General features: G+C 39.1%; 24 protein-coding genes and 2 riboswitches. Of the genes, 10 read left to right on the forward strand and 14 right to left on the reverse strand.

Going from position 1 to position 26,612, the window contains the following annotated elements; translation table 11 throughout:
* Positions 1 to 171: 171 nt before the first annotated feature.
* The 4 genes from F7731_RS21955 to F7731_RS21970 form a co-directional block, all read right to left on the reverse strand.
* Positions 172 to 1,197, reverse strand: coding sequence for an HAAS signaling domain-containing protein (locus tag F7731_RS21955; protein ID WP_151536938.1), 1,026 nt, complete (start codon positions 1,195 to 1,197; stop codon positions 172 to 174).
* Positions 1,184 to 1,531, reverse strand: a complete 348-nt coding sequence (locus tag F7731_RS21960) for a PadR family transcriptional regulator (protein ID WP_151536939.1) — start codon at positions 1,529 to 1,531, stop codon at positions 1,184 to 1,186. The genes F7731_RS21955 and F7731_RS21960 overlap by 14 nt, the downstream gene beginning before the upstream one ends.
* Positions 1,532 to 1,839: 308 nt before the next feature.
* Positions 1,840 to 2,292 carry a GNAT family N-acetyltransferase gene (locus F7731_RS21965; RefSeq protein WP_151536940.1) on the reverse strand — a complete coding sequence of 151 codons (453 nt, stop codon included), beginning with the start codon at positions 2,290 to 2,292 and terminating at the stop codon, positions 1,840 to 1,842.
* Between the two features lie 524 nt (positions 2,293 to 2,816).
* On the reverse strand, positions 2,817 to 3,968 hold the full coding sequence (locus F7731_RS21970) for a PstS family phosphate ABC transporter substrate-binding protein (RefSeq protein WP_151536941.1): 1,152 nt from the start codon (positions 3,966 to 3,968) through the stop codon (positions 2,817 to 2,819).
* A gap of 374 nt (positions 3,969 to 4,342) precedes the next feature.
* Between F7731_RS21970 and F7731_RS21975 the strand changes: the two genes are divergently transcribed.
* On the forward strand, positions 4,343 to 4,783 hold the full coding sequence (locus F7731_RS21975) for an SRPBCC family protein (RefSeq protein WP_151536942.1): 441 nt from the start codon (positions 4,343 to 4,345) through the stop codon (positions 4,781 to 4,783).
* 354 nt (positions 4,784 to 5,137) lie between these two features.
* Here the strand turns inward: F7731_RS21975 and F7731_RS21980 are convergent, their stop codons facing one another.
* Complete coding sequence (locus F7731_RS21980; protein WP_151536943.1) at positions 5,138 to 5,407, reverse strand: hypothetical protein; 270 nt, start codon at positions 5,405 to 5,407, stop codon at positions 5,138 to 5,140.
* 217 nt (positions 5,408 to 5,624) lie between these two features.
* Between F7731_RS21980 and F7731_RS21985 the strand changes: the two genes are divergently transcribed.
* Positions 5,625 to 6,089, forward strand: coding sequence for a DinB family protein (locus tag F7731_RS21985; protein WP_170289776.1), 465 nt, complete (start codon positions 5,625 to 5,627; stop codon positions 6,087 to 6,089).
* 192 nt (positions 6,090 to 6,281) lie between these two features.
* Here the strand turns inward: F7731_RS21985 and F7731_RS21990 are convergent, their stop codons facing one another.
* Positions 6,282 to 6,899 (reverse strand): TetR/AcrR family transcriptional regulator, encoded by a 618-nt coding sequence (locus tag F7731_RS21990; RefSeq protein ID WP_151536945.1) that lies wholly within the window; start codon positions 6,897 to 6,899, stop codon positions 6,282 to 6,284.
* A 166-nt stretch (positions 6,900 to 7,065) separates the two neighbouring features.
* Here F7731_RS21990 and F7731_RS21995 point away from each other — a divergent pair, with 166 nt between their 5' ends.
* From F7731_RS21995 to F7731_RS22010, 4 genes are all read left to right on the forward strand, one after another.
* Positions 7,066 to 8,259, forward strand: a complete 1,194-nt coding sequence (locus tag F7731_RS21995) for a YhgE/Pip domain-containing protein (protein WP_151536946.1) — start codon at positions 7,066 to 7,068, stop codon at positions 8,257 to 8,259.
* Positions 8,260 to 8,617: 358 nt separating this feature from the next.
* Positions 8,618 to 8,947, forward strand: coding sequence for a PadR family transcriptional regulator (locus F7731_RS22000; protein ID WP_151536947.1), 330 nt, complete (start codon positions 8,618 to 8,620; stop codon positions 8,945 to 8,947).
* A gap of 14 nt (positions 8,948 to 8,961) precedes the next feature.
* Positions 8,962 to 9,825, forward strand: a complete 864-nt coding sequence (locus F7731_RS22005) for a pentapeptide repeat-containing protein (RefSeq protein ID WP_151536948.1) — start codon at positions 8,962 to 8,964, stop codon at positions 9,823 to 9,825.
* A gap of 85 nt (positions 9,826 to 9,910) precedes the next feature.
* Positions 9,911 to 10,444 (forward strand): chloramphenicol phosphotransferase CPT family protein, encoded by a 534-nt coding sequence (locus tag F7731_RS22010; protein WP_151536949.1) that lies wholly within the window; start codon positions 9,911 to 9,913, stop codon positions 10,442 to 10,444.
* Positions 10,445 to 10,706: 262 nt separating this feature from the next.
* Here the strand turns inward: F7731_RS22010 and F7731_RS22015 are convergent, their stop codons facing one another.
* The gene (locus F7731_RS22015) at positions 10,707 to 11,903 is read right to left on the reverse strand and encodes a M14 family metallopeptidase (RefSeq protein ID WP_151536950.1); all 1,197 of its coding nucleotides are present in this window, start codon (positions 11,901 to 11,903) and stop codon (positions 10,707 to 10,709) included.
* Positions 11,904 to 12,834: 931 nt separating this feature from the next.
* Here F7731_RS22015 and F7731_RS22020 point away from each other — a divergent pair.
* Together F7731_RS22020 and F7731_RS22025 are read left to right on the forward strand one after the other, a co-directional pair.
* Positions 12,835 to 14,214 carry a replication protein gene (locus F7731_RS22020; protein WP_246197389.1) on the forward strand — a complete coding sequence of 460 codons (1,380 nt, stop codon included), beginning with the start codon at positions 12,835 to 12,837 and terminating at the stop codon, positions 14,212 to 14,214.
* A 176-nt stretch (positions 14,215 to 14,390) separates the two neighbouring features.
* Positions 14,391 to 15,758 carry an MmcB family DNA repair protein gene (locus F7731_RS22025; protein WP_170289777.1) on the forward strand — a complete coding sequence of 456 codons (1,368 nt, stop codon included), beginning with the start codon at positions 14,391 to 14,393 and terminating at the stop codon, positions 15,756 to 15,758.
* 106 nt (positions 15,759 to 15,864) lie between these two features.
* Here F7731_RS22025 and F7731_RS22030 read toward each other — a convergent pair whose 3' ends face one another.
* A complete protein-coding gene (locus F7731_RS22030; RefSeq protein ID WP_151536952.1) occupies positions 15,865 to 16,647 on the reverse strand; it encodes an ankyrin repeat domain-containing protein in 783 nt (260 codons plus the stop codon).
* A gap of 280 nt (positions 16,648 to 16,927) precedes the next feature.
* Here F7731_RS22030 and F7731_RS22035 point away from each other — a divergent pair, with 280 nt between their 5' ends.
* On the forward strand, positions 16,928 to 17,059 hold the full coding sequence (locus F7731_RS22035; RefSeq protein WP_151536953.1) for an FbpB family small basic protein: 132 nt from the start codon (positions 16,928 to 16,930) through the stop codon (positions 17,057 to 17,059).
* A gap of 128 nt (positions 17,060 to 17,187) precedes the next feature.
* On the opposite strand, the gene F7731_RS22040 is transcribed toward F7731_RS22035, so the two are convergent.
* The 5 genes from F7731_RS22040 to F7731_RS22060 form a co-directional block, all read right to left on the reverse strand.
* Positions 17,188 to 18,435 (reverse strand): replication initiation protein, encoded by a 1,248-nt coding sequence (locus F7731_RS22040; protein WP_151536954.1) that lies wholly within the window; start codon positions 18,433 to 18,435, stop codon positions 17,188 to 17,190.
* 967 nt (positions 18,436 to 19,402) lie between these two features.
* Positions 19,403 to 20,608 (reverse strand): M20 family metallopeptidase, encoded by a 1,206-nt coding sequence (locus F7731_RS22045; RefSeq protein WP_151536955.1) that lies wholly within the window; start codon positions 20,606 to 20,608, stop codon positions 19,403 to 19,405.
* A gap of 62 nt (positions 20,609 to 20,670) precedes the next feature.
* A complete protein-coding gene (locus F7731_RS22050; RefSeq protein ID WP_151536956.1) occupies positions 20,671 to 21,501 on the reverse strand; it encodes a MetQ/NlpA family ABC transporter substrate-binding protein in 831 nt (276 codons plus the stop codon).
* Between the two features lie 18 nt (positions 21,502 to 21,519).
* Positions 21,520 to 22,170: a methionine ABC transporter permease gene (locus F7731_RS22055; protein ID WP_151536957.1), complete on the reverse strand. Its 651-nt coding sequence runs from the start codon at positions 22,168 to 22,170 to the stop codon at positions 21,520 to 21,522.
* Positions 22,160 to 23,191 (reverse strand): methionine ABC transporter ATP-binding protein, encoded by a 1,032-nt coding sequence (locus F7731_RS22060; RefSeq protein WP_151536958.1) that lies wholly within the window; start codon positions 23,189 to 23,191, stop codon positions 22,160 to 22,162. The genes F7731_RS22055 and F7731_RS22060 overlap by 11 nt, the downstream gene beginning before the upstream one ends.
* 97 nt (positions 23,192 to 23,288) lie before the next feature.
* Positions 23,289 to 23,391: riboswitch (SAM riboswitch) on the reverse strand.
* A gap of 196 nt (positions 23,392 to 23,587) precedes the next feature.
* Positions 23,588 to 23,685, reverse strand: a riboswitch (SAM riboswitch).
* A 427-nt stretch (positions 23,686 to 24,112) separates the two neighbouring features.
* On the opposite strand from F7731_RS22060, the gene F7731_RS22065 reads away from it, so the two are divergent.
* Positions 24,113 to 25,360, forward strand: a complete 1,248-nt coding sequence (locus tag F7731_RS22065; RefSeq protein WP_151536959.1) for a dicarboxylate/amino acid:cation symporter — start codon at positions 24,113 to 24,115, stop codon at positions 25,358 to 25,360.
* Positions 25,361 to 25,541: 181 nt separating this feature from the next.
* Here F7731_RS22065 and F7731_RS22070 read toward each other — a convergent pair whose 3' ends face one another.
* On the reverse strand, positions 25,542 to 26,558 hold the full coding sequence (locus F7731_RS22070) for an NAD(P)H-dependent amine dehydrogenase family protein (RefSeq protein ID WP_151536960.1): 1,017 nt from the start codon (positions 26,556 to 26,558) through the stop codon (positions 25,542 to 25,544).
* Positions 26,559 to 26,612: the final 54 nt, after the last annotated feature.

A 26,612-nucleotide genomic window follows, 5' to 3' on the forward strand; every position in this document is an offset into this window, starting at 1 on the left:
AATGATCGATCATCTAAGAAAGAACTGTTCTAAAGGTACGGCGTGTCTTAGTCCTAGAGATTCTATCAAAGCATTCATCTAAAGGGGGCCCACCAACGAATCGCGAAATGTTGGCTGTACCCCTTTAAGGGCTGAGAAAGGGCATATTATCGGATAAAAATGATTAACCTTCTACCTTTTATTTACACTTTCTATATCCGTTTTAATATTTGCCCTCTTATACACATCAAAAATTCCCCATCCGGCAAACACGACAAAAATCGTTGTAAGCCCCCATATGATAAAGTTTTCAATATGTGCTGGAGTTGTTGTAAAAATTCCACCCATTTGATTTGAGAATTCTGGAGTAAAGAGATTGGTGGTCGTTAAAATGATAACCAAGATGGCAAGCGACGCAATTTGATGGATTGTAAAAAATGTAGCTAATTTATGTGTCCATTGTTTATTAATTAGTTTAGAAATAGCCAAGGCTATTTCTACTCCAATCAACAATACAATAAATGGCCAAAAAGAGAGAAGCACTTCTTGATTAAACGCTGGCATTACCATTCGCAGGCCTTTTTCACCATTTTCATATATTCCAAGTAAATGGTCAGCATAAAAATAAGTCGTTCCCCAAATTGCCGTCCATACTAAACCACAAGACAATTCAAATGTATTGATCGCTTTATACTTAGGAACATAGATAACATGCTTTAAATCATCAGGTGACCATGGTTTGAAACGCGCTGATAAAGGGGAATCATCCTTGATTCCATCTACACGTTCAGCAATGGCAAACACGATAGTAAACCAAAAAAATGTATGAATCATCACACCAATGATTTGCCCGACTCCTTCCAATATCATATCCAACACAGTTGCTAATACAGCACCGTCTTCTACAGGACTTAAAAACTTTACCGCTACCAAGGCAATGAATGAAATAATTGCCGCAATAGGCATGACCAACTTCAATAATGTGATATAAACATCATAATACTTCGGACCAATCAAATGCATCGGTTTCTCATTATATTTACTGGCTAGAATAGCAGGATTGCCCAATGTTTCAAGCGCCCGATGAACGTCCTTCTCCGAATAATCCTCGGGCAACATATCATAAATCGTTGACTCTAACTCCAACGCAATATCTTTTCGGGTTTTATTTGGCAGCCTGCGAGTGACTTCTTGAATATAAACTTCAATCAAATTCATCTTCCTCAACCCCTTTTAATAAACCATAAAGTTCTTTCGAATTTTTAATCCATTCCTCTTTTAAGTGTAAAAAAATTTCCAGACCGTATTCACTTAAAACATAATATTTACGGGGCCTGCTCTCAGAGGTATCCCAACTGCTCGTTACTAACTCTTGCTTTTCTAAACGGCGAAGCAATGGATATAAGGTACTTTGATCAATGTTAATTCCTGATTCCTCCAATAATCGAACAAGTGAATATCCATACTGGGGGGTTCGCAATTGACTTAAAACGGCTAATGTCAACGTTCCTCTCCTAAGCTCTGTCGTTAATGAATTCAGTAAAGTACTCATTCCCCCACCTCAATTTTATATACTATGCGACATACACTATATGGTTTATACTATGTACCATACACTGTTCTGGATACAATAATAATCTAAATTAAAAGCCCTTTTTAATGAAAAAGTGAAAATGGGTTGAGTACATAAAAACAATGTTCACATTCCCTCGTTAAGAAAAGTCCAATAGAAAGAAGCCCAATTTCTCGGTGTTATAAGCGAGAAATTGGGCTTTGATTACGAAATAAGCTGGCCCTATAATGAAAATAAGCGCTGTTCCTATTTCAGAAAAGCGCCCGATTGTGGAATATATGATTTATTTAATTTAGAATTAACTTCATGCCTTCATGAGTGGAGGTAAAGCCTAATTTTTCATAAAAACGGAAGGCATTTTTACGCTCTTTATCGGTAGTTAACTGTACAAGACCGCAACCTTCTGATTTTGCTATTTTAATTGCTTCCCGAAATAAAGCTTCACCAATCTTTTGCCCTCTGTAATTTTGATCAACACGCACTCCCTCAATTTGGGCCCGTTTCATTCCTAACCTAGCTAATCCAGGGATAATTGTTAATTGCAAACACCCTATTACGATTTCACCTTCAATAACTAATAAGATTTGATTACCACATTGATTTTCAATTTCTGAGAAGGCACTATAATAAGCCTCTGGTAAAGGGTTTTCATATTTCTCTCGTTTGGATCCCAGTTCATCATCTGCTAGTAAACGCACAATCTCTTTTAAATCACTTTTCTTCGCCATTCTAAACTCCATTTACATCTATTCCCCTTTCTTTTTTATATAAAAAAGATGCCGTTTTTAGCATCTGGTACGATTTATTGATTGGTTAGCATAATCAATTTATCCAACTTCTCTTTTAAACTAGAAGAAATTCCTGTCAATGGCAATAAACAATATTCGTCTAATTACATTAATATCCCTTCTTAAACTAAACTGCTCCGTTAGTTTGAGTACAATCTTTAACAAACACCATACAGTCATTACCTTAAGTATTCAATTTTCCTTGTTATTCTTCCTCCATTAAATGGCCCTTTAATGGAATAAGGCGCTGTATTTACTTTTAACAATAAATGAATGAATAAATATATGTATATTCGAATAAACGTTTATTTCCTCTTTTTTTGAATGTAGGTTGTTAACAACTTGCATGATTTATTATCACTTATAAATATAGCTTGAAGTAGCAAGCTAAAAAGCAGCTTCAGTTGGTTACCGAAGCTGCTTTCTCAAATTTTTAAACGAAGAAACGTTGTATTGGTTATTTATTTATTAATTTATTAATTCAAAGGAACATACCCTGTCCGATCAATAATTTCCTGGCCCTGATCTGATAGCATCCAGTCAATGAACGCTTGGATATGCGTGTTTTGGCTCCCGCCTGTGATAACGTAGAAGTTACTTACGAGTGGATACGTTTCATTTTGAATATTTTCTTTTGCCGGAGGAACCCCTTCAACAGCAATGTGTTTGATTTTTCCATTATGAACCATCTCCTGGGAGAAATGTCTAAAGGAATAGCCAATAGCATTTGTCCGGTTCTGATAATTGGTCGTTTCTCTAATGATGCCGCCCATCCCAGAAACAATATCCTTGGAAGGCGGGTCCATTAACGGGATGCCATTCATGACCTTAATTAAAGTTGATTGGCTTCCGCTGCCTTCCGGACGCTGGAACGCACGGATTTCCTCATCCTTTCCACCTACTTCCTTCCAGTTCGTAATTTTACCCGAATAGATGCCTTGGATCTGTTCAATTGATAATTTCTCTATTGGATTATCCGCATGAACAAAGAACACGAAGGCCTCCCGGCCAATGGGTGTCAAGGTTAACTCACCCCCACGGCTTTTGGCACTGCTCATCTGTTGCTCCGACGGGTGAGCTATAAACACCATGTCGACCTCACTATTTATTAAACGGTCAAAGGCATGACTTGTTTGGCTAGAGAGAACGACACCATCAAGATCGTATAATGGATACTCCCTTTCTGGGTACACCGCCTGAACAAAAGCTGCGTAAACAGGATATAAGGCGGTTGCACCGTCTAGTTTTGGAAGATTGTCCTCAATCTTAAACGTAGATGGCTCTTCTAAATGGACCAATTTCGTATTTTTTACAAACGGAAGATATTCGGATAAATCTACATCTTGTGTGCTTACGACCTCAATACTTTTAAGATAAGCCTGGTAGCCTTCATAAACTGCAACGGAAATCACACATAATGAGAAAAAGGCTATCACACTAAACTTCGGAACTTTTTTCTTTGCCTTCCCATAGATAGCAAGAATGATCGTGATTATCAGCCCAACCGTAATCGCCGGAATAAAAATAGAATAAAACTCTGCTTTTCCTGTTAGTAAAGATATAATCGTCGCAACAAATCCCACAAAGCCTAACACAATAACTGTGAGGAAGGCGGTGAATAGTTTCATCTTTTCTCCTCCTAGGAATAATCAGTATTCCTTGAATACTTACTTCTTTTTTGTTGTTTCCTTTATTCGAATCAATGTCGTTTCTATCGTTCTCTTTTAATACAATATTACTTGAAAATATAAATTTTTCCGATACTTTAATAGAAAAATCCTATGTTCGAACTCCTGATATTTGAATATGGATCTACAAAAATGCAAAAAAGAATAAAGGAGATTGTGGAGGATTGGTAAATTTCAGTTCTTCAAATAATAAGATTATTAGAAGAAGGAAATCTATGTGTAATTAGTGATGTAAGTTTATGTCTTTTATGTAATAATTATATTTTATAGAAATATAAATTTACAATTCATACGTAGTGAAAGTGGGAATCATAATGGCAACGGGAACACATACAGTAGAAATTCCAGTAGATGTACAAGCAGTTTGGGATTATGTCAGTGATCTTGAAAAATGGGCAACGACAGTACCAGCCTATAAAGAACATGAAATCATAAATGACAAGCAATCTATTTGGACATTTGAAGGTAGTATGAAAGGTATTAAAAAAACAATACAAGCGCAGGTAGATATTACCGAATGGAATGAACCTTCAAATATTAAGTTTGAACTAAAAGGTTTATCAGATAATTTTACAGGCAGCGGTCACTTTACTGCAGAAGATGTTAATGGTAAAACAACAATGACTTGTACCGTGGAAGTCCATGCAGGTGGATTATCGGGTGCGGTGTTAACGCCAATTATTAAATGGGCTGTTCCAAAAGTAGCATCTCGTTTAACAGAATCAATCGCACGTAAAATTGCAGTATTCTCATAGTTTTCAAAGATTGAAAGTCGCTTCATAAGCAAAGATGTTAACAATCTGATATAAACCAATGTAATGATAAAGAGTTCTGGAGTTATTCCATTATAGGGCGCTATTTTTTGAATAAAACTTAGATTATTAAACGACTTTATTGTTATATTTTTTAGTATAGTGAAGGATCTTACATTAAAAATTAAACAACTATATTTTTAACCCCGTCCTAAATTTAGAACGGGGTTATGCTTGTTTGAGCTTATAAAATAAATAACTTTATTGCCTTTTTACAATTTTCTCGGTAGTGTAAGCGAGAAATTAGGCTTTTTCTTCAAAATGCCAGTTAGTGGTCGGTGTATTCTATAATATAAATTATAGTCTAACCTTAACCTCAGTACCGTCCTTAGCTTTGACATCTACTAGCACGATTCCCAGTTCCTTGACGATAGGCTTTAGCGTTTTTTTGTCTATTAGTGGAAAGGTAAAGTCCAGTTTATTTCTTTCGAAGTGCTCTTTTGTCCATTTGTTTGCATTTTGCTGAAAAAATTTTGAAAACAAAATGGAAATAACAATGTTTAAAATAGCATATGGAATTGGGAGGGGAAACCGAACGTCTTTTGCTTTTACTTTTACATGCATCATTAGCAAACCGCTAATCAATGATGACCGAAACGGTATCCCCGTTTGCCGATTTATTATCAACAATTTGGCCATCTAAATTTTTGCTTTTCTGTTTCATCACCTGGCAATAGTACAAAAAAGCACAAGAGGCCTGAGAAACAGTGGGAACGTCGAAAAAATTGGTTATTTTGTTGAGTGAAAAAAGTTTGTTCAATTTTGTAAAAGTGAGGGAATGCTTATGTCATCTTATTTCTTTGAAAATGGGTTACATGGGGAAAATGCTCATGTTGACCCCTTGGAGGTATTTGAGGGTTTACGGTGGGAGATGGCTGGGGAAAAACCCGTAAACTGTCCATATTCAGTGTGGCAGATTCTAAACCATATGATTTTCTGGCAAGATTTCTATCTTGCCTACCTTAAAGGTAGGGTGCCCAATCATCCAGAACATGACGAAGACTCATGGCCCGATGAAACAGCTCCGTCATATGAAACTGAATGGAGTGACACTCTTTTTCTATTCAGTAAGGGGCTAAAGGAAGCTGAAAACGAAGCAAAAAAAGATTTAATGGAACTGAAAGACGCAGGATTGGAAAGGACTCGTGGTGACCTTTTAGCCACTCTTATGGCACACAACAGTTATCATACTGGACAGATAGCACTGATTCGGCAATTAATTGCCGAATGGCCTCCACCTTCTTGGTGATACTAGGTAGCTAACCGGTTACCGTTTTGAGTTTTGAAAGTTCAACATTCGGGCACGATTATTGGGTATTTATTGATAAGATTGTGAAAGATTGTACTTAATCTAAGGGGGAATATTAGTTAAACAAGTATGTAAAAATAAAAGGGCAGTATCTTTTTTTTCTAAGGCACTGTCCCTTTTGCTTTGACTTATCTATTTTTTTAACCCAGCTGCAAAAAAGGGTCCATTTACTGTTATGGTTGATAGAATTCGAGCCATTTCATGAGGAGATTCTTTCCTGCCACTGTTTAACCATTGTTGAATTACTCCTATATGTGCAGAAGCAACATAAGAAGCAAAATATTGTGATGGAACAAGTAAATTTTCCTCCTTAAAAAGTGCGTTTGGTTCATTTTCAAACAGTGTTTTCCACATAAAATCTTTCAGCCTTGTTTGAAATGATAAATCACCTTTTGGACCTAACACAGCTCTCATAAAATCACTATTTTCATTTAGATATTCAAAAATTAAAACTGCAAGGGGAAATGGTGTTGCAATCGGTGAGTTGGTTTCAAGTGCATCGATAACATCTGGGATGTTCTGTTTTGCAATTCTGGACATCTCAAACATAATTTCGTCTTCGCATTTAGTCATTAAATCGAATTTGTCTTGATAGTGTGCATAAAATGTTCCTCGATTAATTCTCGCTCTGGTTGTTATGTCTTTAACTGTAATTGCCTCAAAACCTTTTTCGTCGATTAATACCACTAGTGCATCTCGGATTGCTCCTTTTGTCCGAATGATTCGTAAATCCGTATTACTATCTCGCAAACTACTCCCTCCTTAATTTTACCCAACACATTTATAAAAGGTGTTCCGTAACCAACACATCTGCCATTTTTGATTATTGAAGAGAAAAGGATTCAATTATAAAATTTTAAATATAATAAACAACAGGTTGTTCGTTATTATAGCAAAAAATAAGGGAGGATAAAATATGTTCAAAAACAAAGTGTTTTTAATTTCACCCATTATCGCATTAGCAGTTATTTTTATCTTTTCACTAACATTATTTCCATCGGTTCAACCTCAACCAAAAAATTTGCCTATTGCCATTGTAAATGAGGATGTAGGGGTTGAAATTCCTAATCAACCAAAGATGAATATGGGTCAAACAATCGTTGACATGATACAAAAAAATTCAAATAAAACAACTGATGAAGACCCCGCTGTAAAATGGGTTGTAGTAAAAAGTTCAGAGGAAGTACAAAAAGGGTTAGATAAGCAAGAATATTATGCAGCATTAGTCATCCCGAAAGATTTCAGTGCTAAACAGGCTTCCTTACAGACTGCTACACCTTCATCGTCCGAAGTTGAAATATTTATTAATCAAGGTATGAATCCGGCAGCATCAGCCGCTGCGGGGCAAATATTGAACGGGGTAGTTGACAATATGAATAATAATATTCGTACACAACTGCTTGATGGTTTTGAAAAGCAAGGAGCAACATTAACAGCAAAGCAAGCTAAAAGCCTAGCAAATCCTTTTACAAAAAAAGTCACTAATGTTAATGAAGTTGGCACTAATAGTGCAAACGGAAATTCTCCTGTTTCCTTATTTCAACCATTATGGATAGCAAGTTTGGCAAGTGCTGCTATTATCATTATCGCTTTTAGTAAATTATCCATTACAAATCGGAAAGAGAATCTTATCATAAAGATAGGACAAATAGTAATGGGGGCAATGGTAGCCCTTGTCGTTGGATTTGGTTTACCTTGGTTGGCAGATCGGATGATAGGACTTCATATTCCACATTATCTGGATACAGCTTTATTCCTATCGATTACTTCTTTTAGCTTTTTCCTAATGATTTTAGCTGTACTTTCGTTGTTGGGAATCAAAAGTATTGCTGTTTTTGCCTTAATGTTATTTTTTGGAGCACCATTGCTTGCTATGGCTCCAGAAATGATGTCACCATTTTATCGAGATTGGGTTTATTCTTGGTTGCCAATGCGATTCATGATACAAGGTTTGCGTGAACTGTTCTTCTTCGGAAAGGGATTAACTTGGAGTTCACCTTTATCTACCCTTGTATGGATTGGAGTAGTAAGCATGGTAATCATACTAACTTCTGCTTTAAAAGTTAATTCAATAAAAGAGAAAACACAAACTGAAAAATTAGAGGCATAACAATAAACAAGTCGTTTCCTTGAGGGAAAACGGCTTGTTTTAGATAAAGTTTGTGAACACACGCACTTAAACTAAAAGGTGCGTGAATTGAATGGTGTAAAGTTTTTTATGTGGTTCAATTAAAATGGTATATAGGAGTAAAGGTATTTAATGGCCCGCCTGGTTAAAGGATTTGGGGCCTTTTTTTATGTCTAAATAATCTTATAACAAAACTGCCCATTTTGTAATGATTATCAAAATTAGATTTAGTGTATTTTTGCATATATTAAATTTCTTAATCAAAGTATTTTAATCATAATATTACCTTGACAGTCACAGTAATGTGTCGTGCTGCATATTACTATATGGAGGTGATGATATGAGCGAGAACAAGATCACATCCGACCTGCTTCGTGGCCATACTGATACGATGATTTTACGGCTCTTATCCGAAGCTGATCGTTACGGATACGAAATTGTTAAGCTGATTGCCGAACGCTCGGGCGGCAAGTATGAGTTAAAGGAAGCCACGATGTACTCAAGCGTTCGGCGACTTGAAGCAGACGGCGATATCGAGTGGTACTGGGGGGATGAATCTCAAGGAGGACGACGTAAGTATTTTAAAATTACCGAAAAGGGTAAAGCTACTTACGCCAACAACAAAAGCAATTGGGAGTATGCAAAGCGCGTGCTAGAAAAATTATTTTAAGGAGATGTGATGGTATGAACGAGAAATTAACCCAATACGTGAATGGCGTTTTTGCACCATATAATGGGATAAAAAGCGCTGCCGACCTAAAGGCTGATCTGCTCTCCGATCTACAGGAACGATTCAGTGAACTAAAAAAGGAAGGTAAGGACGATGAAACAGCCTTTGAGATGACTATTGATAGCATCGGCAACATCGAACAAACGGTACAGGAGGTTGCCAACCTATCCCGCTCACTGGAGCGCCAGGTGCTAACAAACTTCAGCGCGAGCAACTTACCAAATAGTGACTTCGTGGGTGTTACCGCACATAAAGGAAAATTTGTGGCGAGCGCATTGCGCGGCTCCGACTTTTCCGGCGCGGACCTAACCGGCACCTTATTTAAGTCAAGCGATGTGAGTGAAGCCAATTTTGACAACGCAAATCTGACAGACTGCAACTTCTCCGCCATTGACCTTACAGATTCAAGCTTCAATAAATCAATCCTTGTGCGTACAAACTTCAGCAAGTCAGGGCTCTACGGAGTAAAATTCAGAGGTGTAACACTGACCGATGTCATGTTGACCATGACCGACCTTAGAAAAACAATCTTTGAAAATTGTCTCTTTGACGGTGTGGACTTCAAAAATTCCGATCTGACAGGGCTGTGTCTAGATGGTCAGACCTTTATCGGCGTAAAGTTTGACAAGGCGGCGCTAAAAGAAGTTTCGTTTAGAGGCGCAACACTCAAAAATGTATCTTTCCAGGGGGGTACCTTGTCAAAGAAATATTACCGTGCTATTAAATCCATCTGTTTTGATGGCGCAATGATGGATAAACTGACCTATGCCGCTCTAAAAGGCATAGAAGCAGATTTATCAAAGGTTACTGTTATATAAAGAGGAGAAGATTTCGAGGTTGTTTAAAAGGCAGCATAGCGATTTAAGTAGCCCTTAGCTTATGTTCAAAAGAGAGGTTAAAGTTATGGTAGACGTAATTATTCTAAATGGTGGATCGAGTTCCGGGAAATCTACTATTGCAAAGTGTCTCCAGAATTTATTGCCAACGCCATGGTTAAGGTTTAGTATCGACGATTTAATCGACGCCATGCCCGATGCAATGTTGAAAGCAGACAGCGGAATTAAATTCGGTGACGATGGCTCTGTAAGTCCAGGTACGGAATTTCGCACATTGGAATTTGCATGGATGCACGGTATTGGGGAGAAGGTCCGTAGAGGAGCCCAAGTGATTATCGAAGATGTCTTCATTAGTGGTGTAGAAGCCTGTAATCGCTGGGAAGTCTCTTTGGAAGGGTTACAGGTGCTATGGGTGGGTGTTTTCTGTGATCCCACCGTAGCGTCTGCTCGAGAGCGCGAACGAGGGGACCGCGTTACAGGAATGGCAGTTTCACAAGCGACTACGGTTCATGTGGGCATACATTATGACATTATAGTCGACACAACTAAGACATCCCCAGAAGAATGTGCCCGGATTATCAGGCAAAGAATCAACCCATGAGGGCCTACGAGGAGCTTTTCAGCAACCGGGACATTTCTGCAATATCGCTCAACCCAGATGTACAGAACGGTTATCAGCAATCTGGCACTTTAATGAAGCAATGAAAAAAGCCTTGTTTCTCAGCATTAAATGGAGAAATAAGGCTTTTTAATATTGAAATTTCCTTAACGCTGTAAATCCGATTTCCTGGCGCTACCCCTATAAGCCACTAAATTGATTGAACTTTAATTGGTGGCTAGTAAACAAAATATTAGAAGGTTTTTTACAAACCTCCTGGCGTTCTTACACTTAATGGAATGTTTTCATATTCTTTAGGATTTAATTGGTAGACAGATTCATCTGCCACACCATTAATGATACCCATAAGACCTGTTTCAACCGTTTTTACTAATTGGCCTTTCTTCTTTTGTCCGAAGGTCTGCGTTTGGCCGCTTACTTCAAAAAGAACTGTCCCACTTCCATTTAACGCAAATGAACCTAAAGCAGTACCTGGTAGGTCAATATTTTGATCATATAATGAAATATTTGTAAAAACTGAATTACCTTTTGCTTGTAAAGCATTATAGGCTGCTAAATTCAATTGGCGTGAGAAGTCGTAATGGAAGTTATCTGCGTATGCGGCATACTTTTGACCGCCAGGACTGTTAGGGTTCGTAACGAATTTTCCTGAGATTGACATCGTTACTCGATCATCCGTTCCTTCTACATAAGGGAATCCTTGGTGGTGGAGATCAACGAATACATCCACATTTCCAAACTGCGCCTTCAAGTCCTTGTATACATCTCTTACCGTTTGGGCTTCAGGTGTAACATACCAGCCGTATTTATTAGATGCTCCCGGAAAATCCTCTGCCTTTGGAACATAGTTCAGGTCTGGGTTGAAATCTCGGTTCACGTCAAAGCCTGGTTTCGTATCATAATTCCAGATTCCTGGATAGGAATAATAGTTCCATGCAGGCTTTGCATTTGAAAGTTGTGGAAATTTAGCAACGACCTCTGTCCAATTCATTTCATTTGCGCGGCGGCTCAGCTCAGAACCATCCACGTTCATCATAGGAATTACAACAATTGTAAGCTCGTCTAAGATTTTTCTCGTTTCTGGAGAATTGCTGGATCCAAGATTCTGTAGAATGTTAAGGAGAGCAACTGTTCCTGTTTTCTCATTCCCATGGATTTCACTCTGGATCAGCACAACCTTCTTTCCATGACCAACAGAGACCTTATAAATGCCACGTCCTTGATTCGTATACCCAGCTGTTTCAACACTTACTTTTCCTTGGCTCGATTTTTGAATCTGCTCTAGTTTCTTACTGAGTTCTTCATAGTTAATGAAGCCTTCAATTGATAGATTTTCCCCTTGCTGCGGACTTGGTCCTTGATTAGCTGAACCCATTGTAGGAACCGCAAATAAAGATGCAGCCAAAGCTGTTGAACTTAACACCTTCCAAACCTTTTTCATTCTTAATCCCTCCAATTCTTTATGTAAACAAGGATGAAATTCTACAATTCTCTTAATATTTCCTCTCGCTATTTGGAAAATGAATAGATCAGACTAAGAAACTGAAAAAGGAGGTAGGGATTAATATTTATATTTTTCTGATTGTTGGTAAATATCCCTTCTTATGTACTATTTAGGGAGGCGAATTTTTTGAGGATAGGGCTTTTATGACCATATCAGTGCGATTGGAGAAGCTGAGAAGACGTATACAGACTACTACGCAAGGCGTATTTGAATCTACCGATAAAAGAACATTAGAAGAAATAAACGTTTCTTCTTTGAATGTTTCATCTCTTTTTAGATAATAAGGTATTTGCTCTTCGAACAAAGTTCCTGCATCCTGGCGCTTCCGTTTCCTTATGGTCTGGGGCTCCAGGGCTTTATGTGATTTGTAGTCGCTGCCGGAATTCACCTGCTTACTCGTCCTGCTCAAACAATGGCGCCTTCCGACTGAGCTAGCCACAAAAGCCCACCCAAACCAAAAGATTACGGGTCGCCAGAAGACAGATAGCATATTCCGAATAATAAAAAAAGCACAGGAAACACAAATGGTCAATATTAACTATAATTTCTGACAAATCTGTGAAATAAATGGGTAATTTGAAGGATAATAAAGGATTTTGTCGAATGAAAACGATAATATCTCTCCGTAATTACCTCATTCATTTTTTTGTAAAAAGATTCTTCTTATTTCCTCAATTTCAGTCATACTATTTCATCGAAAGGTACGGCCTTTACGATCGAATAGTATTTTTGTAATAAAAGAGAAACCCCCTATTGAGTTTGGCCGCTCAGGGGTTTTTCAGGACAACTAGAAGGAATCGCATCCCCTCTATAAATGATATGGTTCTATATCAATTTGCGATTGTCCTTCTCTTAGGAGGGACTTTTTTTGATTGAACAGTTGAATCTTGTGGAAAATGATACTCTTTATGAGGCGAAACGCCATGTCATGTTTCATCATAAGAAGGCGGCAGGCTGGGTAACGCTTGCCCAGAAAGAACGAGATGGAACATGGAGGCAGCGTCACTTTAGACCTGAGGAATTAGCGTCAGAGCTAACGAATTGGCTAGGCGAGAATACCTTTTACAGTCAGAATACCTTTTATAAGCCGCAAAGGAGAATTGAAAACATCAAGCGATTAAGTGCTTTATATGTGGATGTAGATTGTCATAATCTCAATTACAATCCTCATTGGGTTTTAGAAAAACTAAATCTAGAAGTATTTGGGGAAACGATTCCTGACCCTAACTATATTACTTTTTCGGGAAGGGGACTTGTCTGTATTTGGCTGATTGAGCCTGTTCCATCCCAAGCCTTACCGCTGTGGAAGGCAATCCAGAACTACTTTTACAGGCAAATGGAATATGTTGGGGCCGACAAAAATTCTATTGATCCAACAAGGGTCTTTAGAGTCGCTGGAAGCGTCAATTCAAAAAGTGGAAGAGAAGTTTTTGTTCAATATAGGCATGATACTCGATATGTGTTAAGAGATTTACAGAATGAGTATCTACCTGAGTTAAATAAAATGCGTCCAGTCAAGTCTCGTCGTAGGTCGAACGTGATCCGTATGTATAATATCCGAAATCTTCACTATGCCAGATTACTAGATATCGTTAAATTAGCGGAACTGCGTAATTATAATGTAACTGGGTATCGAGAGGTTATCTGCTTTTTATATCGATATTGGAGTTGCTGCTTCACAAATGATCCTGATGAATCATTATCTCAAACACTGGGATTTAATAGTACATTTAATGATCCATTGCCTGAGAGTGAAATCATTAGGGCCACAAAGAGTGCTGAGAAGGCCTGGATGGATAGAAACGATCCTAAGGCAAATGAGGAAGCCATAGCAAAAGGCTATCCTGGCGCTGGATATAATTTGAAGAATGAGACCATTATCCAAAAGCTCGATATCACACCAGAAGAGCAGCAGCATTTGCGGACGATTATCGATGCTGACGAAAAGCTAAGGCGGAAACGTAACAGGGACAAAAGGGCTTATAGAGAAAAGAACGGATCTGTAAGTAGAAAAGAGTATATAACGGAACAACAAGAGAAAACGAAGGACAAACTTTGGCAGCTTAAAGCAGCACTTAAGCGTCACCCTGCATCAAATAACGTTAAATTAGCTAATCTACTAGGAGTAAGTGAAGGATACATTCGTAAACTGAAGAAAAAGTTTGATGAAAATCCAACTCGTACTGGTTCTCGCCCTTATATTATGGGCGGTAGCCTGTTCCCGCCCGAAAATATAAATCATACATAATTAGGTTATATGTTAATTCATATGTTTTAAGGGGACACAGCCTCGCAGCGAGGTTAGCGAGCAAGCGGAAGCGCGCAGGAGTAAGAATAACCCAACCTTCTAAGTACATAATTGAATAACCATCTATGAAAGTATATAATCTTCCTAAAAGGTGTACCGTACACTTAGGAGGTTATATGAAAGCAACAATCACAGGAAGCGACGTGCTTAGTAAACGTATTTTAGCCGATTTAAATAGCGGTTTAAGGGTTTCGGAAGTGCCGAATCTTTATCCCGTCTCGCTTGATCAGGCCAAAAGGTTGTCCCGTTTCAAAAGGATGCTTCATTTGGCGAATGAACATTTAGAAGAAGAACATTGCAACCGGTTCATGCTGATGGGATTAAAAAGCTTGCCTCTTGCTCAGTTTTTCAAAAAGGCCGATTGGGCTGGAATAATTGAAATACTATCAGTGGTTACGGAAGAAACAACAAGAGATGAGCTCCAGATCCTCATCAACGGATTAGCAGAGAAAAGAAAAAGAATCGCTGAATTTAAGGAAAATGCCGATCTCATCTTGTTGGATTTAGAGAATACAGATCAATTGCTTCGTGAAAAAGAAATGGAATTCTTGCAGTTAAAAAAGGCGATGGAGGAAAAGATTAATCTTTTTAAAAAGTATACGGAGCCTGTTTACTCCTTTTTGATCGAATACTTGGGGCTGTATGAAGGGAAGCTGGTGTTAGCGAAGAGGGTAAATGCTAACTGGCAGCGCGATTTAAAGAAAAAGAGAATCATTGTTTATGATGAAGAAGCTTATGTTTACTTTTTAATCGATTTTAATGCTTTTGTAGATGAATTGAAGTCAAGTCATCAACGTGGGCTTGAATATCGTTGGAATCCAGACAAGGACATACAAAGAATGAAACAATTAACACCTTGGGTGGATGTTCCAGAAGACGGCAAATACAAGCTCCCGTCTGCCCTTAACGAGCCAATGAACGAAGCTATAAAAAGAGTAAAAAATGAATTGAAGGAAATTAGAGAGAAAAGGTTAACCATTGAAAAGGAATTAAGAGCCATGAAAAAGAAAACGGTTCATTCTTATAGGGAGATGGCCGAGGTTTCCGATTTTCTTTCCACTATCAATTTAAAGCGTCATAAAGATTTACAGGATAAAGCCCTAAAATGGCTCCATCAGCGTGGATTTATCGCTGTGGCTGAGTTTACCCTCCCAAACGGGAAAAAAGCCGATATTTTCGCTTATAACGAGTCGCAAATTGTCATTTTTGATGTGAAAGCATCGAAAGGGGATTTAGTAACAGATAAGCAATGGACTGACTACCTCCCTTATTGTCATGATTTTTACTTGTTAACACCTCCCGATTTAGAAGCAGTGGCATCAGAAACGATAAATGACAAGGATTGCGGTCAATTTGTGGATACGGATGGCGGATTAAAAATGATCAAACCGGATAACCGTCAAGTGGATACAGTAGATCAGCAAAAGGAATTAGTGTTTGCTGCTGGACAATTGTTATCAAGAAAGTTTATTTATGGGTATTGATAAGGAAGAGACTTCCTGTGCGAATCACGCACAAACATGAATCGAGGGCGGTGAGGTCCGCTGTGCGGCCGCCCTTATGTTAATATTGCGGGAAAAAAACTTTTTTCTAGGCTTTGATCTTATTTGTTGTTGATTTTAGAACAAAATGATCAACCTGCTTAGACAATTTCGCACCTTTGCTTTTCAGCCAGGAAACCATGATATCCCTCCGAGTGTCAAGAGAACCTACCGCATCGAGTGGCATCTGATCCGTGTAATCAGATCCCCCATTGATGTCGGCTCCTTTGGAGAGGAGAAACTCGGCGACACGACGCTGGCCTCCATTGCACGCATGCCAGAAAGCCTCGGTGATGTCATCAGCTGTCGGTGACGGATGGGAAGCAATGAGTTCCTCTACAAGAAACATCATCCCCAGAGCTGCCGCATGCCAAAGTTTGTCCACACGAGCACCTCGCTGTACTAGAAGCCTAGCAACGTTCCAACATCCATAACCCACTGCATTGTCTAAAGGGGTGCCACCACCGATTGAGCCACCCAGTACTTCCATGTCGGCTCCCCCATCAATCAACGCAGCCGCCACATCCATATCGTCACTGCTGGCCGCCCAATGCAGTGGTGTTTCCGAGAACCGACCACCAATGATTGGTGCGTTTGGGTCAGCTCCTGCATCAATCAGCATCTTTACTATCATTGGTCCGTTAGGAAAGTATCCAGGCCAATCTGTAACAACGTGCAAAGCAGTACGAGAACTCCCTTTGTTGTCCGTGGCTCTTTTTGAGGCCAAGCCTGGAACTTCGTCTAAAAGACGTCGTAATGCATCCACGTTACCTGTTTGAACGGCACGTACAAACGATATAACAAGTGGATCGTTATTTTTGATTGAATCCATTTTATCATCTCCCACATGGTCGAAAATACTTCTCCATTCATCTTCCTTTACTTAAATAAGATAATCAATAACAAACTTTAACCGAGCCTTTTTCTAAGTAAATCCTTGTTTTAATTAAGACAATTACCCTCGTATTCCCCTATTTCTTAGATTGAAATACTCTTAATATTGAAAAACTTCACACAACTTTCATATATCCCGAGTTTATCCCATCTATTTTTGGGGTATCATTGTAGTATAGAATATTCAGATAAATGAACAGAAAGTGAGCTGGAGGGCAATGCGTAAAGATTTTAAAACATTAAAGGACCTTATTGAGGAAAATAAACGGGATCTATTGAAAGATAAAAAGGCGATGGAAAAGATTGAAAAGCGTATTGAAGAACGGCATGCAGTGAAAAGGCTGGCTTAACAACATTTTTCGAAAACGAAAGGAACTTACAAAAAGGGACTAACATCAACCGGATTTTCGTTGGTGTGAGCCCCTTCTGTAATTATTAGCTGATTTGATATTAAAGGAAGAACCATTTTTGTTATAGTTCATTTTTCCTGACTCTTTTTTAATTGCGCAAGAATTTCTTTTAATTCCATTTTCTTTTGGCTTGCTGCTTCTTTTGAAAGCTGTTCGCTTGAATGCTCAGCAACTCCTAATATTTCAAACAACTCGCTCTTAATTTTTTGAAAGGCTGAATTCGCTTCATCGGGCTCCAGTTGAAATTGTGACTGCAGTTCTTCAATGGCTTTATCGACAATAAACCAATTTGGATAAGACTCTTTTGATTTGCGGAAATATGAAATCAAATACGGCAAAAACATTTGGTCTTCAGAGGTACTGGCTACTTGTGACTTTGCATGCGAGGCGTTTAAAACCGTGGTTATGTACCCAATTGGATTGGCTATGTCTGTTCTTTCCTGCATTTTTTCCATTAGCAGCAAAACATTTTCTTCCCCAAACTTTTCCCAAGACTGAATGATTTCATTCGATAGCTGAATGCCCAACTGTAACCCAAGCTTTTTTACTCTTTCCGAGAAGGAATTGGGTAGCTGAAACTCTTCTAATTGGCTTTCGAATAGGCTTAGTTGCTGATCGGTTTTTTTCTTCTTTTCTGGATGGATGATGAATTTTACTTTTTCTACTCTACGCCCTACTTTAATTTCTTCAATTTGGAAGGAGATATCTGTTTTCTTTTTGAGTTCTTTTTGTGCTGGAAGCAATACACGCTGCTTAAAGTTTCCATATGCAGGGTAAATATCCTCCGCACCAAGCATTTCCCGTAGTTTGATTATGCTGATCGTTCTCTCCTGGATCTTTTCGTATTGTTTCAACAGCTCATAAATCCGGATGGCATAGGAACTCTTCAGCTTTACGACATTTTCCAGCCTGTAACTTGTGAATTCTCTTTTCAGTTCCAGCAAGTATGGACGTAAAAAAGGATCAAACCTTAAATCAACAGTGCCCTCTGATTCGTTATAAGCGACATAGCTGATCCACGAAACCTGAATTAACTTCTTATCGATGCGGACTTCAAACACTTTTTGCATCAAGTTTTTCGTAATCTGTTTTAACTCTGTATATTTCGGCTTTCCTTTTAATCCTAGTAAATTAGTAAATTGTTTAATAGGCAATGTATAGGTTTTAAAATCCGAATCACTCGTCTGGATATTGCTGGCCAAACAGAGGATGATTTTTTGCTCTACGACTCCAAGCTTGTAATTCGCTTCGATAAGTAAATTCGATTTGGTTACAAGATTGCTCGTACTGGCTTCTACTAGTTCAGCAGTATACACCAAATTCCCTCCTTCCTATACGACTAATTATGACAAAGTTTTAAGTATAACAAAAGAGTTTTTTTGTTATACTTGGTAATTTTTATAGAGGATAGCAATTAATAGGGACCATTTTTGTTATAGTTCATTCGTTTTTGAAATGGGAGGGACCAAAAATGTTATAGTTGATTCCTTATAATTGCTCGTGGATCTCAGGAAAATGATAGCTTTTCTTTCAAGAATGCTGCTGGAACCAGAAATGTTATAGTTAATCTCCAGTTAATGCAGTGAAACCAAATTTGTTATAGTTCATAACATTCATAATGCGAAGAACTGAAGATATTATAACCAGGACCATTTTTGTTATAGTTGAAACCAAAAATGTTATAGATGAACCATTTTTGTTATAGTTGGGACCGTTTTTGTTATAATTAAGGGGCCAAAAACGTTATAGTTAGAACCATTTTTGTTATGTTTAGAACCAAAAACGTTATAGTTAAAACCATTTTTGTTATAGTTAAACGCTGAAACCCTTGGTACATAAGGGCTCAAAGGCTCCGAAAACAATTAAAACATATAAAACAATTAAAATATATATTGTAAAACACACAAAACAAGAGTGTGTGACTGATCAAATAGAATGATATTTATTTAATTTAAAATATCAATCAGAGATTCAGATTAAAAAAAGCAATGAAAAGTGCATATATTCAAAGATTAATAGTCTTCCGTACATATCTAATATAATTGGAACCAAAAATGTTATAGTTCACTCTATTTAAATTATTTACCGTCTGTTATTGATTTTGGCCAAAGTATTTTTAATAAAAGTTTCTATTTCTCTCCCAGATAGCCGCAGTATAAGAAAAACGAAGAAGAAAGAAATAATAGAAGAAACAAAGAAAAGAACGTTTATTCATAGAAACATTGTTTCCAAAAGATTAATACTAAAAATCCCCTCAAGTAATCATACTTGAAGGGTCTGTCTTTACTTCGCATGTTCTGCTGCTTTTCTTTGTTTGAATTCGTCTTTGATTTCATCGAGCAGCTGGGGTTCAGTGATTAAGCGCAAGGCGGTGAGGCCGAGCGCTTTAGCGCCGGTGATCAGAGCCTGGTCGCCCCGTTCAGACGCTGCTGCTTCTCTAAATGGCACAGTGTGAGGAACAAGGTCATCTGCGCCAATTTTAATATATGGATGAATGGTTGGCACGACTTGGCTGATGTTGCCGGCGTCGGTAGAGCCAATTCCTTCTCTTACGTCCGCAACGGTTTCTCCCAATTCTTCAATGACTTCTTTAAATACCGCGTTGAATGCATCATTTAACAGCAAATGATCGACTTCATTCTGGAAGGCGATGACATTGAGCTTCGCACCTGTAGCGAGGGCTGCGCCTTCAGCGATGGCCTTCACTCGCTTGGTGACTTCATTTAGCCGCGTTCTTGTCGCTGCACGGATAAAGAATCTTGCCTTGGCATATTCTGGAACGATGTTTGGCGCATCGCCGCCATGTGTGATGATGCCATGAATGCGGACATCATCGGTGACATGCTGGCGCAGAGCATTGATGCCGTTGAACAGCTGAATGACAGCATCGAGAGCATTAATGCCTTTGTGAGGTGCCGCAGCCGCGTGTGCTGATCTTCCGATGAATTCAAAATCAAGCGGATCTACAGCCAGAGAAGGAGAGGTAAGGCTCGTTTTTCCCTGCGGATGGATCATCATCGCTACATCGATTCCCTCGACTAATCCATGTTTCACAAAGCTTCCTTTCGCGCTTCCATTCGGGCCGCCTTCTTCGGCAGGCGTTCCAAAGACCACTGCCTCGCCGCCAGTCTCATCAATCACCTTGCTTAATCCGACCGCTGCAGCCACGCTCAAAGTGCCGATGATATTATGGCCGCAAGCATGGCCCAGACCAGGCAGCGCGTCATATTCAGCTAAAAAAGCAATGGAAGGACCTGGCTTTTCAGACTGATAATGGGCAACAAAAGCGGTTTTATGGCCAGCTACATCTTTTTCAACGGTAAAACCTTCGTCTTCAAGGATTTTAGTTAATTGTTCAGAGGCGAAAAATTCTTCATTGCCGATCTCCGGATTCGCATGAATCTGGTGACTTGTTTCGATATAGCCCTCTTTATTGGCATCGATATTGGCTATGATCACTTCGCTTAAATTAGTGATAACATTGGTCATGATTTTTCCTCCTTTTTAATGTAAAAGAGGGAAAGATGCATTTCCCTCAATGTGTTTGGTTATTACCAGCCAATTTTCTCTAGCGGAACAAAGGTTGGAATCAGCGTACCGCCAAATTCTTTGTTGATGTAATCAGCTGTATCTTCCTGCTGGAACAGCTCAGCGATGCGTTGTAAGGTTTTGTTGTCTTTGTCTTTTTTGTTCACCGCAATAATGTTTAGGTAGTCAATCGCTGTTTCGCTTTCATGGAAAATAGAGTCCTTGATTGGATTCAATCCTGCATCTCTTGCAAATCCGTTATTAATTAAACCGGCATCTACATCAGGCAAGGCTCTCGGGATTTGAGCAGGAGCTGTAGGGATCAATTCAATATTCTTCGGATTTTCAATCACGCTTTGTTCGATCGTGCCAAGGCCGTCATAATTATCGACTAGTTTGATCAGTCCAGCCTCTTGCAACAGTAGAAGGGCTCTTCCTTGGTTAGATACATCGTTTGGTAAAGCAATTTTTGCACCGTCTTTGATATCTTTTACATCCTTAAGTTTTTCTGAGTAAATAGCCATTGGAGCAAGATAGGTTGTCGCAATCGGTACCAGGTCTAGTTTATGTTCTTTAATAAATTGGTCAAAGTATGCAACGGTCTGGAATGAGTTAGCATCCAATTCGCCTTCAGCAAGTGCTGTGTTTGGCAGAACATAATCACCGAATGAGATAAGTTCAATGTCAATCCCTTCTTTGGCTGCTTTTTCAGCCACATAGTCCCAGGTGCGCGTGTCTGTGCCGGTAATGCCAATTTTGATTGTTTTTGTTTCTTTTCCACTTGAACTGCTCGAACATGCAGCCGTAAACACGACTAATGCCAGTAATAGAATAGATAGTGCTAATTTTTTCATGATAAGTTTCCTCCTTGATTATCTTCTTCGTATTTTTTTCGATAAAATGTTGCCAAACGACTGCAGGCCTTGGACCATCACAATCAGAATGACAACGGTAATGATCATCGTTGTGGTATCAAAGCGCTGATAGCCATAGGTAATGGCCAGGTCGCCAATTCCGCCGCCGCCGACGGTGCCCGCCATGGCGGATGCGCCAATCAGACCGATTGTCGCAATCGTAAAATTCACGACTAATGAGCTAAGTGCTTCCGGAAGCAAGAATCTAAAAATCGTCTGGAAGGGAGTAGCCCCCATGGCGTTGGCGGCTTCCAGCACGCCTTCGTCCACCTCAAGCAGCGAGCTTTCTACTAATCTCGCAATATAAGGTCCTGCGTAGAAAACAAGCGGTACAATCGCGGCCGATGTGCCAATGGATGTTCCGACGATAAACCGGGTAACCGGGATGATCGCTACTAGCAAAATAATGAACGGGACGGAACGGAAAATATTAATGATTGCATTTAAGACTGCGAAAAACGGCTGATTTTCAAGTATTTGCCCTTTGCGGGTGACGAAAAGCAGAATGCCCAGCGGCAGCCCAAGAACAATTGAAAAGATGAATGAGAAGCCGACCATTTGAATCGTTTGAATGACGGCTTTGATGATCAAATCTGAATTAACTAGCATGGGATGTCACTTCCTTGAAGCTGATTTGTTTCGCCTGCAAATACGTTAACGCGCGCTTGACTTCTGATTCGGCCCCTTGGATTTCCACAATTAGATTGCCAAAAGGGATGCCCTGAAGCTCAGTGATGCTGCCGAATAACACATTGATATCAATATCCAGCTTTTTGGCTAGCTGTGATAAAAACGGTTTTCCCGTTGACTGTCCGACAAAAGTGAGGCGGAAAATGTTATTTGACGCTTGATTATTTTCAATCATGTTGAGAATCGATTCAGGAATTTGATCATGCATGACAGTGCTGACAAAATTTTGGGCGGTTTGCGTTTTTGGTGCAGAAAAGACATCAAAAACGGTTCCTTCTTCAATCACTTTTCCTGCCTCCATGACGGCTACGCGGTTGCAAATTTCCCGAATGACGGACATTTCATGAGTAATCATTAAAATGGTGATATTGTATTCTTTGTTTATTTTTTTCAGCAGATCCAGGATGGAGCTGGTTGTCTGCGGATCCAGCGCAGAGGTAGCCTCATCGCAAAGGAGAATCGAAGGTTGCGTTGCCAAGGCTCTGGCAATGCCAACCCGCTGCTTTTGCCCGCCGGAAAGCTGATCTGGATAGACATCAGCTTTATCGCCTAAGCCGACGAATTCAAGCAGTTCTGTGACGCGCTTTTTAATTTGCTCCTTTGGCGTTTTACTTAAAACAAGCGGCATAGCTACGTTGGCAAATACTGTTTTCGAGTTGAGTAGATTAAAGTGCTGGAAAATCATGCCGATATGTTTCTTCACTTCACGGATTTGCCTTTCTGTAAGGGCCGTTAAGTCCTGCCCGGCGACAATGACCTTCCCCGACGTTGGGCGTTCAAGGAAATTTACGCAGCGAATCAACGAGCTTTTTCCGGCGCCGCTGAATCCAACCACACCGTAGATTTCCCCCTTGTTAATTTTTAAATTGATGTTATTTAAGGCATGAACTTGCTTGCCGCCGCTGTTATACACCTTAATTAGATTTTGAAACTCTATCATTTGTTTGATCTCCTTTCGCTTTTTCCATAAAAAAAGTCCTTCTCCATGGAAGAAGAAGGACACAAAGTCATATGCACAACATATGTACTTAAAAGTGTTCTTATCTCCCAAGCTTTTATTGGCTTGCTGGAATTGGCACGGTACACATGTCCGCTGCCGAGGTTTCATAGGGCCAGTCCCTCCACCTCTCTGGATAAGAAAATATTATTTTATGAAAATATAAAAGCGGAAGCGCCTCGGTCACCCCCGACAAGCACAAGGCGAGCCTCTCGGAAAGGTGTACTTTACCTTTCTGGGAGGATTGGCTTGTGACCTCGAGGGGGTAGGCGCTGCAGCTAGAAAATATAAAAACCCTCTTCAGACAGAAGAGGGTAGAAGGTCAGTTCTATTATCCCCTTCTTATCTCTCAAGATTACTTGCTGGAATTGGCACGGTACAAATTGTCCGTTGCCGAGGCTTCGCAGGGCCAGTCCCTCCACCTCTCTTGATAAGAAGTATTTTTAATATGAATCAAACTTTACATCTAGAAAATGGAATTGTCAATATATATTTTATATTTTTTCTTTTTTAATATTATTTAACTAAAGTGATAGAGGAGTTAGTCTATTCGGGTTAATCAGAGAGCTTTGATTAGAAATCAAGGTTATAAGGGATGAGAAAAAACAAGAAGGATAATGATCTTAAAATAAATAGATTTATATTGTTAAGTTCATAATACAGTGGGAAATAGAAGGATTAATAATCCTATCTTATAATTCTATCTTTATTTATTATTTAACTTAATCATTGAAAAATGCTAAAGTGTTTACTATATATTCAAAAAAATCTCACTTGGGGGGTGTTTGTGGAAAGTCTATCAATAATTGTTAGAAAGAAAGTATACATAATTTTTAAAATAAAATTAGGCAGGGAGGATCATCTATGAAAAAGTTTTTTGCTTTTCAAGTTTTAATTGCATTGTTCATTGGAGCTCTTATCGGGCACTTTTTTCCTGAATTCGGACAAGCTTTAAAACCAATTGGGACAGCCTTTATTAATCTTATAAAAATGATTGTTGTCCCGATTGTTTTTACTACCATTGTAATTGGATCATCAGGTGGTGGGAACAAGAAAAAAATGGGCTCATTAGGTCTTAAAACAATTATTTGGTTTGAGGTTATTACCACAGTTATTCTAGCTATTGGTCTTTTCCTTGCTAACGTATTAAAGCCCGGTGAAGGACTTAACTTTTCTCAACTTACCCAAAAAGATATTGGGGCATTAGATGAAAGCGTTTCCAAGGTTATTGACTTTAAAACCATGCTCGTTAACATCATTCCAAGCAACATTGTTGATGCAATGGCAAGAAATGATTTATTAGCTGTCCTATTCTTCGCTATTTTGTTTGGTATGGCCGCTGGAGCAGTAGGTAAAGCATCAGAGCCTACGATGAAATTTATGGAGTCAGTTGCAAATATTATGTTTAAGTTAACACAGATGGTTATGACAACCGCACCTATTGGTGTGCTTGCTCTTATGGCAGCCTCTGTAGGTCAGTATGGTTTAGTCCTATTAATACCAATGGCCAAGTTGATTGGTGTTGTATATCTTGGACTTGCCATTATTATTTTTGGTTTGTTTCCGCTTATTGCTTTCTTCCTCAAAATTCCTTACTTTAAAGTATTTAGGATGGTATGGGATTTGTTTCTTATTGCTTTCTCTACAACAAGTACCGAAACCATTTTACCGCAGCTGATGAAAAGAATGGAAGAATACGGTTGTTCGAAACGTGTTGTTTCATTTGTTATTCCATCCGGATTATCATTGAACTGCGATGGATCGACATTGTATCTTTCTGTATGCGCGATTTTCTTAGCGCAAGCATTCGGCATCCCGATGGATTTTGGGCAACAGTTGATTTTAATGGGCGTTCTTGTTGTAACATCTAAAGGAATCGCTGCTGTTCCATCCGGTTCACTTGTGGTACTCTTAGCTACCGCCACAGCTGTCGGCCTTCCTGCTGAAGGAGTCGCAATTATCGCAGGAATTGACCGTGTTCTGGATATGGCACGTACTGCATGTAATACACCTGGACACGTTCTTGCGTGTATTGTTGTTGCGAAGTGGGAAAAAGAGTTTCGTCAGGAAGATTGGATTAAAAATCAAACGAAACAGCCAAACACTGCATGAGTATAAGATAAAAGGAGATCACATGTTTTTCAGTGAGAAGAACTGTGATCTCCTTACGTTCTTTTTTGGTTGTTTGATTGCCGTTAGGGAAATTAAAATAAGAAAAGAGAAACATTTATCTGAACATTTTTCTTCTCTCTCATCTAACACAAATTAAGAAACTCTTCTCTTTTATGTTATTTTAGAGGTGAATACTTCTTGTCAACTTGATGTCTTTCATCGTTTGAAGTCCTGGCTTTATGTCCAGAGCAACTGTTTTGGCTGTGTTGATAATGATGGATGCTGTTGCTGAGTCGCCGAAAATTCCGCCTGGAACTACAAGTCTTTGTTTCATGTCTCCATTGATTTCTATCGCATCTTCTGATTCCTCAACTGAAGTGGCCATAACAAGGTCAAGTTCGATCTTTCTTCCATCTTTTGTAAAAGCCTTGGACACCTGGTGAAGTCCGATTACTTCTCCAGCTTTCACATCAAAATGAGGCAATGAAAACGCCTCGTCTGTCAATTTCGGACAGATAGAATTTTCTACTTCTTCGAGTTCGAAATTAAGACCGGCAGCAAGAAGACGGAGTGATTCTTCAAGGCCAACGTGGCCGAGTTTTCCTTCTGCAGCAAGATTATTAAACTCTTCTTCTGTCATTCCGACTCCGACTTTTTTCTGTAGTGGCAGGCGGCGCTTTTTCACGTCGACACGACGGGTTACTCGTATAGAGGAGATATCACTTAGAACAGATGTTAAGCTTAATACGAGCGTATCCATAACATACCCCGGATTAACACCTGTTCCGATGACAGATACCCCTTTTTCAGCGGCATAGCCATCGATTTCCTTTGCCAATTCCGGATAACGATGCCATGGATAAGAAAGTTGTTCACAAGTAGAAACTACTGAAAATCCAGAGTCTATTAAATCTTTAATTTGAGGCCAAACGGTGCGCAAATTTGATCCAGTCGCATGAATAGCGATACGAGGATGATCACTTTTTACTTTTACTTCTTGTATGGAATTTACTACCCGTATGCCCCGTTTTTCTATATCTATTAGTTCGCCGATATCTTTCCCAACCTTATTTGGATCGATATCGACGGCTCCAATTACTTTTCCCTGCAAATGCTCTTCGCACTTTTTTAAAATTTCCATTCCTATTGGTCCAAGGCCATATACGACAATCTCAAAATCTCTTAACACTTTTTCCATATGATCTACCCCTTCATTCACAGTATACTGAAATCCTAACAAACCATTATTCAA

The sequence above is a fragment of the Cytobacillus depressus genome, assembly GCF_008923245.1.
GTDB classification, from domain to species: domain Bacteria; phylum Bacillota; class Bacilli; order Bacillales; family Cytobacillaceae; genus Cytobacillus; species Cytobacillus depressus.

Bases quoted from the DNA above. Each gene is read 5' to 3' on its own strand.
- F7731_RS22035 (WP_151536953.1), top strand. From the start codon at position 16,928: ATGCGTAAAGATTTTAAAACATTAAAGGACCTTATTGAGGAAAATAAA.
- F7731_RS22010 (WP_151536949.1), top strand. From the start codon at position 9,911: ATGGTAGACGTAATTATTCTAAATGGTGGATCGAGTTCCGGGAAATCT.
- F7731_RS22070 (WP_151536960.1), bottom strand. From the start codon at position 26,558: ATGGAAAAAGTGTTAAGAGATTTTGAGATTGTCGTATATGGCCTTGGA.
- F7731_RS22005 (WP_151536948.1), top strand. From the start codon at position 8,962: ATGAACGAGAAATTAACCCAATACGTGAATGGCGTTTTTGCACCATAT.
- F7731_RS21975 (WP_151536942.1), top strand. From the start codon at position 4,343: ATGGCAACGGGAACACATACAGTAGAAATTCCAGTAGATGTACAAGCA.
- F7731_RS21985 (WP_170289776.1), top strand. From the start codon at position 5,625: ATGTCATCTTATTTCTTTGAAAATGGGTTACATGGGGAAAATGCTCAT.
- F7731_RS22050 (WP_151536956.1), bottom strand. From the start codon at position 21,501: ATGAAAAAATTAGCACTATCTATTCTATTACTGGCATTAGTCGTGTTT.
- F7731_RS21970 (WP_151536941.1), bottom strand. From the start codon at position 3,968: ATGAAACTATTCACCGCCTTCCTCACAGTTATTGTGTTAGGCTTTGTG.
- F7731_RS22030 (WP_151536952.1), bottom strand. From the start codon at position 16,647: ATGGATTCAATCAAAAATAACGATCCACTTGTTATATCGTTTGTACGT.
- F7731_RS21965 (WP_151536940.1), bottom strand. From the start codon at position 2,292: ATGGAGTTTAGAATGGCGAAGAAAAGTGATTTAAAAGAGATTGTGCGT.
- F7731_RS22060 (WP_151536958.1), bottom strand. From the start codon at position 23,191: ATGATAGAGTTTCAAAATCTAATTAAGGTGTATAACAGCGGCGGCAAG.
- F7731_RS22015 (WP_151536950.1), bottom strand. From the start codon at position 11,903: ATGAAAAAGGTTTGGAAGGTGTTAAGTTCAACAGCTTTGGCTGCATCT.
- F7731_RS22065 (WP_151536959.1), top strand. From the start codon at position 24,113: ATGAAAAAGTTTTTTGCTTTTCAAGTTTTAATTGCATTGTTCATTGGA.
- F7731_RS21995 (WP_151536946.1), top strand. From the start codon at position 7,066: ATGTTCAAAAACAAAGTGTTTTTAATTTCACCCATTATCGCATTAGCA.
- F7731_RS21955 (WP_151536938.1), bottom strand. From the start codon at position 1,197: ATGAATTTGATTGAAGTTTATATTCAAGAAGTCACTCGCAGGCTGCCA.
- F7731_RS21980 (WP_151536943.1), bottom strand. From the start codon at position 5,407: ATGATGCATGTAAAAGTAAAAGCAAAAGACGTTCGGTTTCCCCTCCCA.
- F7731_RS22025 (WP_170289777.1), top strand. From the start codon at position 14,391: ATGAAAGCAACAATCACAGGAAGCGACGTGCTTAGTAAACGTATTTTA.
- F7731_RS21960 (WP_151536939.1), bottom strand. From the start codon at position 1,531: ATGAGTACTTTACTGAATTCATTAACGACAGAGCTTAGGAGAGGAACG.
- F7731_RS22045 (WP_151536955.1), bottom strand. From the start codon at position 20,608: ATGACCAATGTTATCACTAATTTAAGCGAAGTGATCATAGCCAATATC.
- F7731_RS22000 (WP_151536947.1), top strand. From the start codon at position 8,618: ATGAGCGAGAACAAGATCACATCCGACCTGCTTCGTGGCCATACTGAT.
- F7731_RS22055 (WP_151536957.1), bottom strand. From the start codon at position 22,170: ATGCTAGTTAATTCAGATTTGATCATCAAAGCCGTCATTCAAACGATT.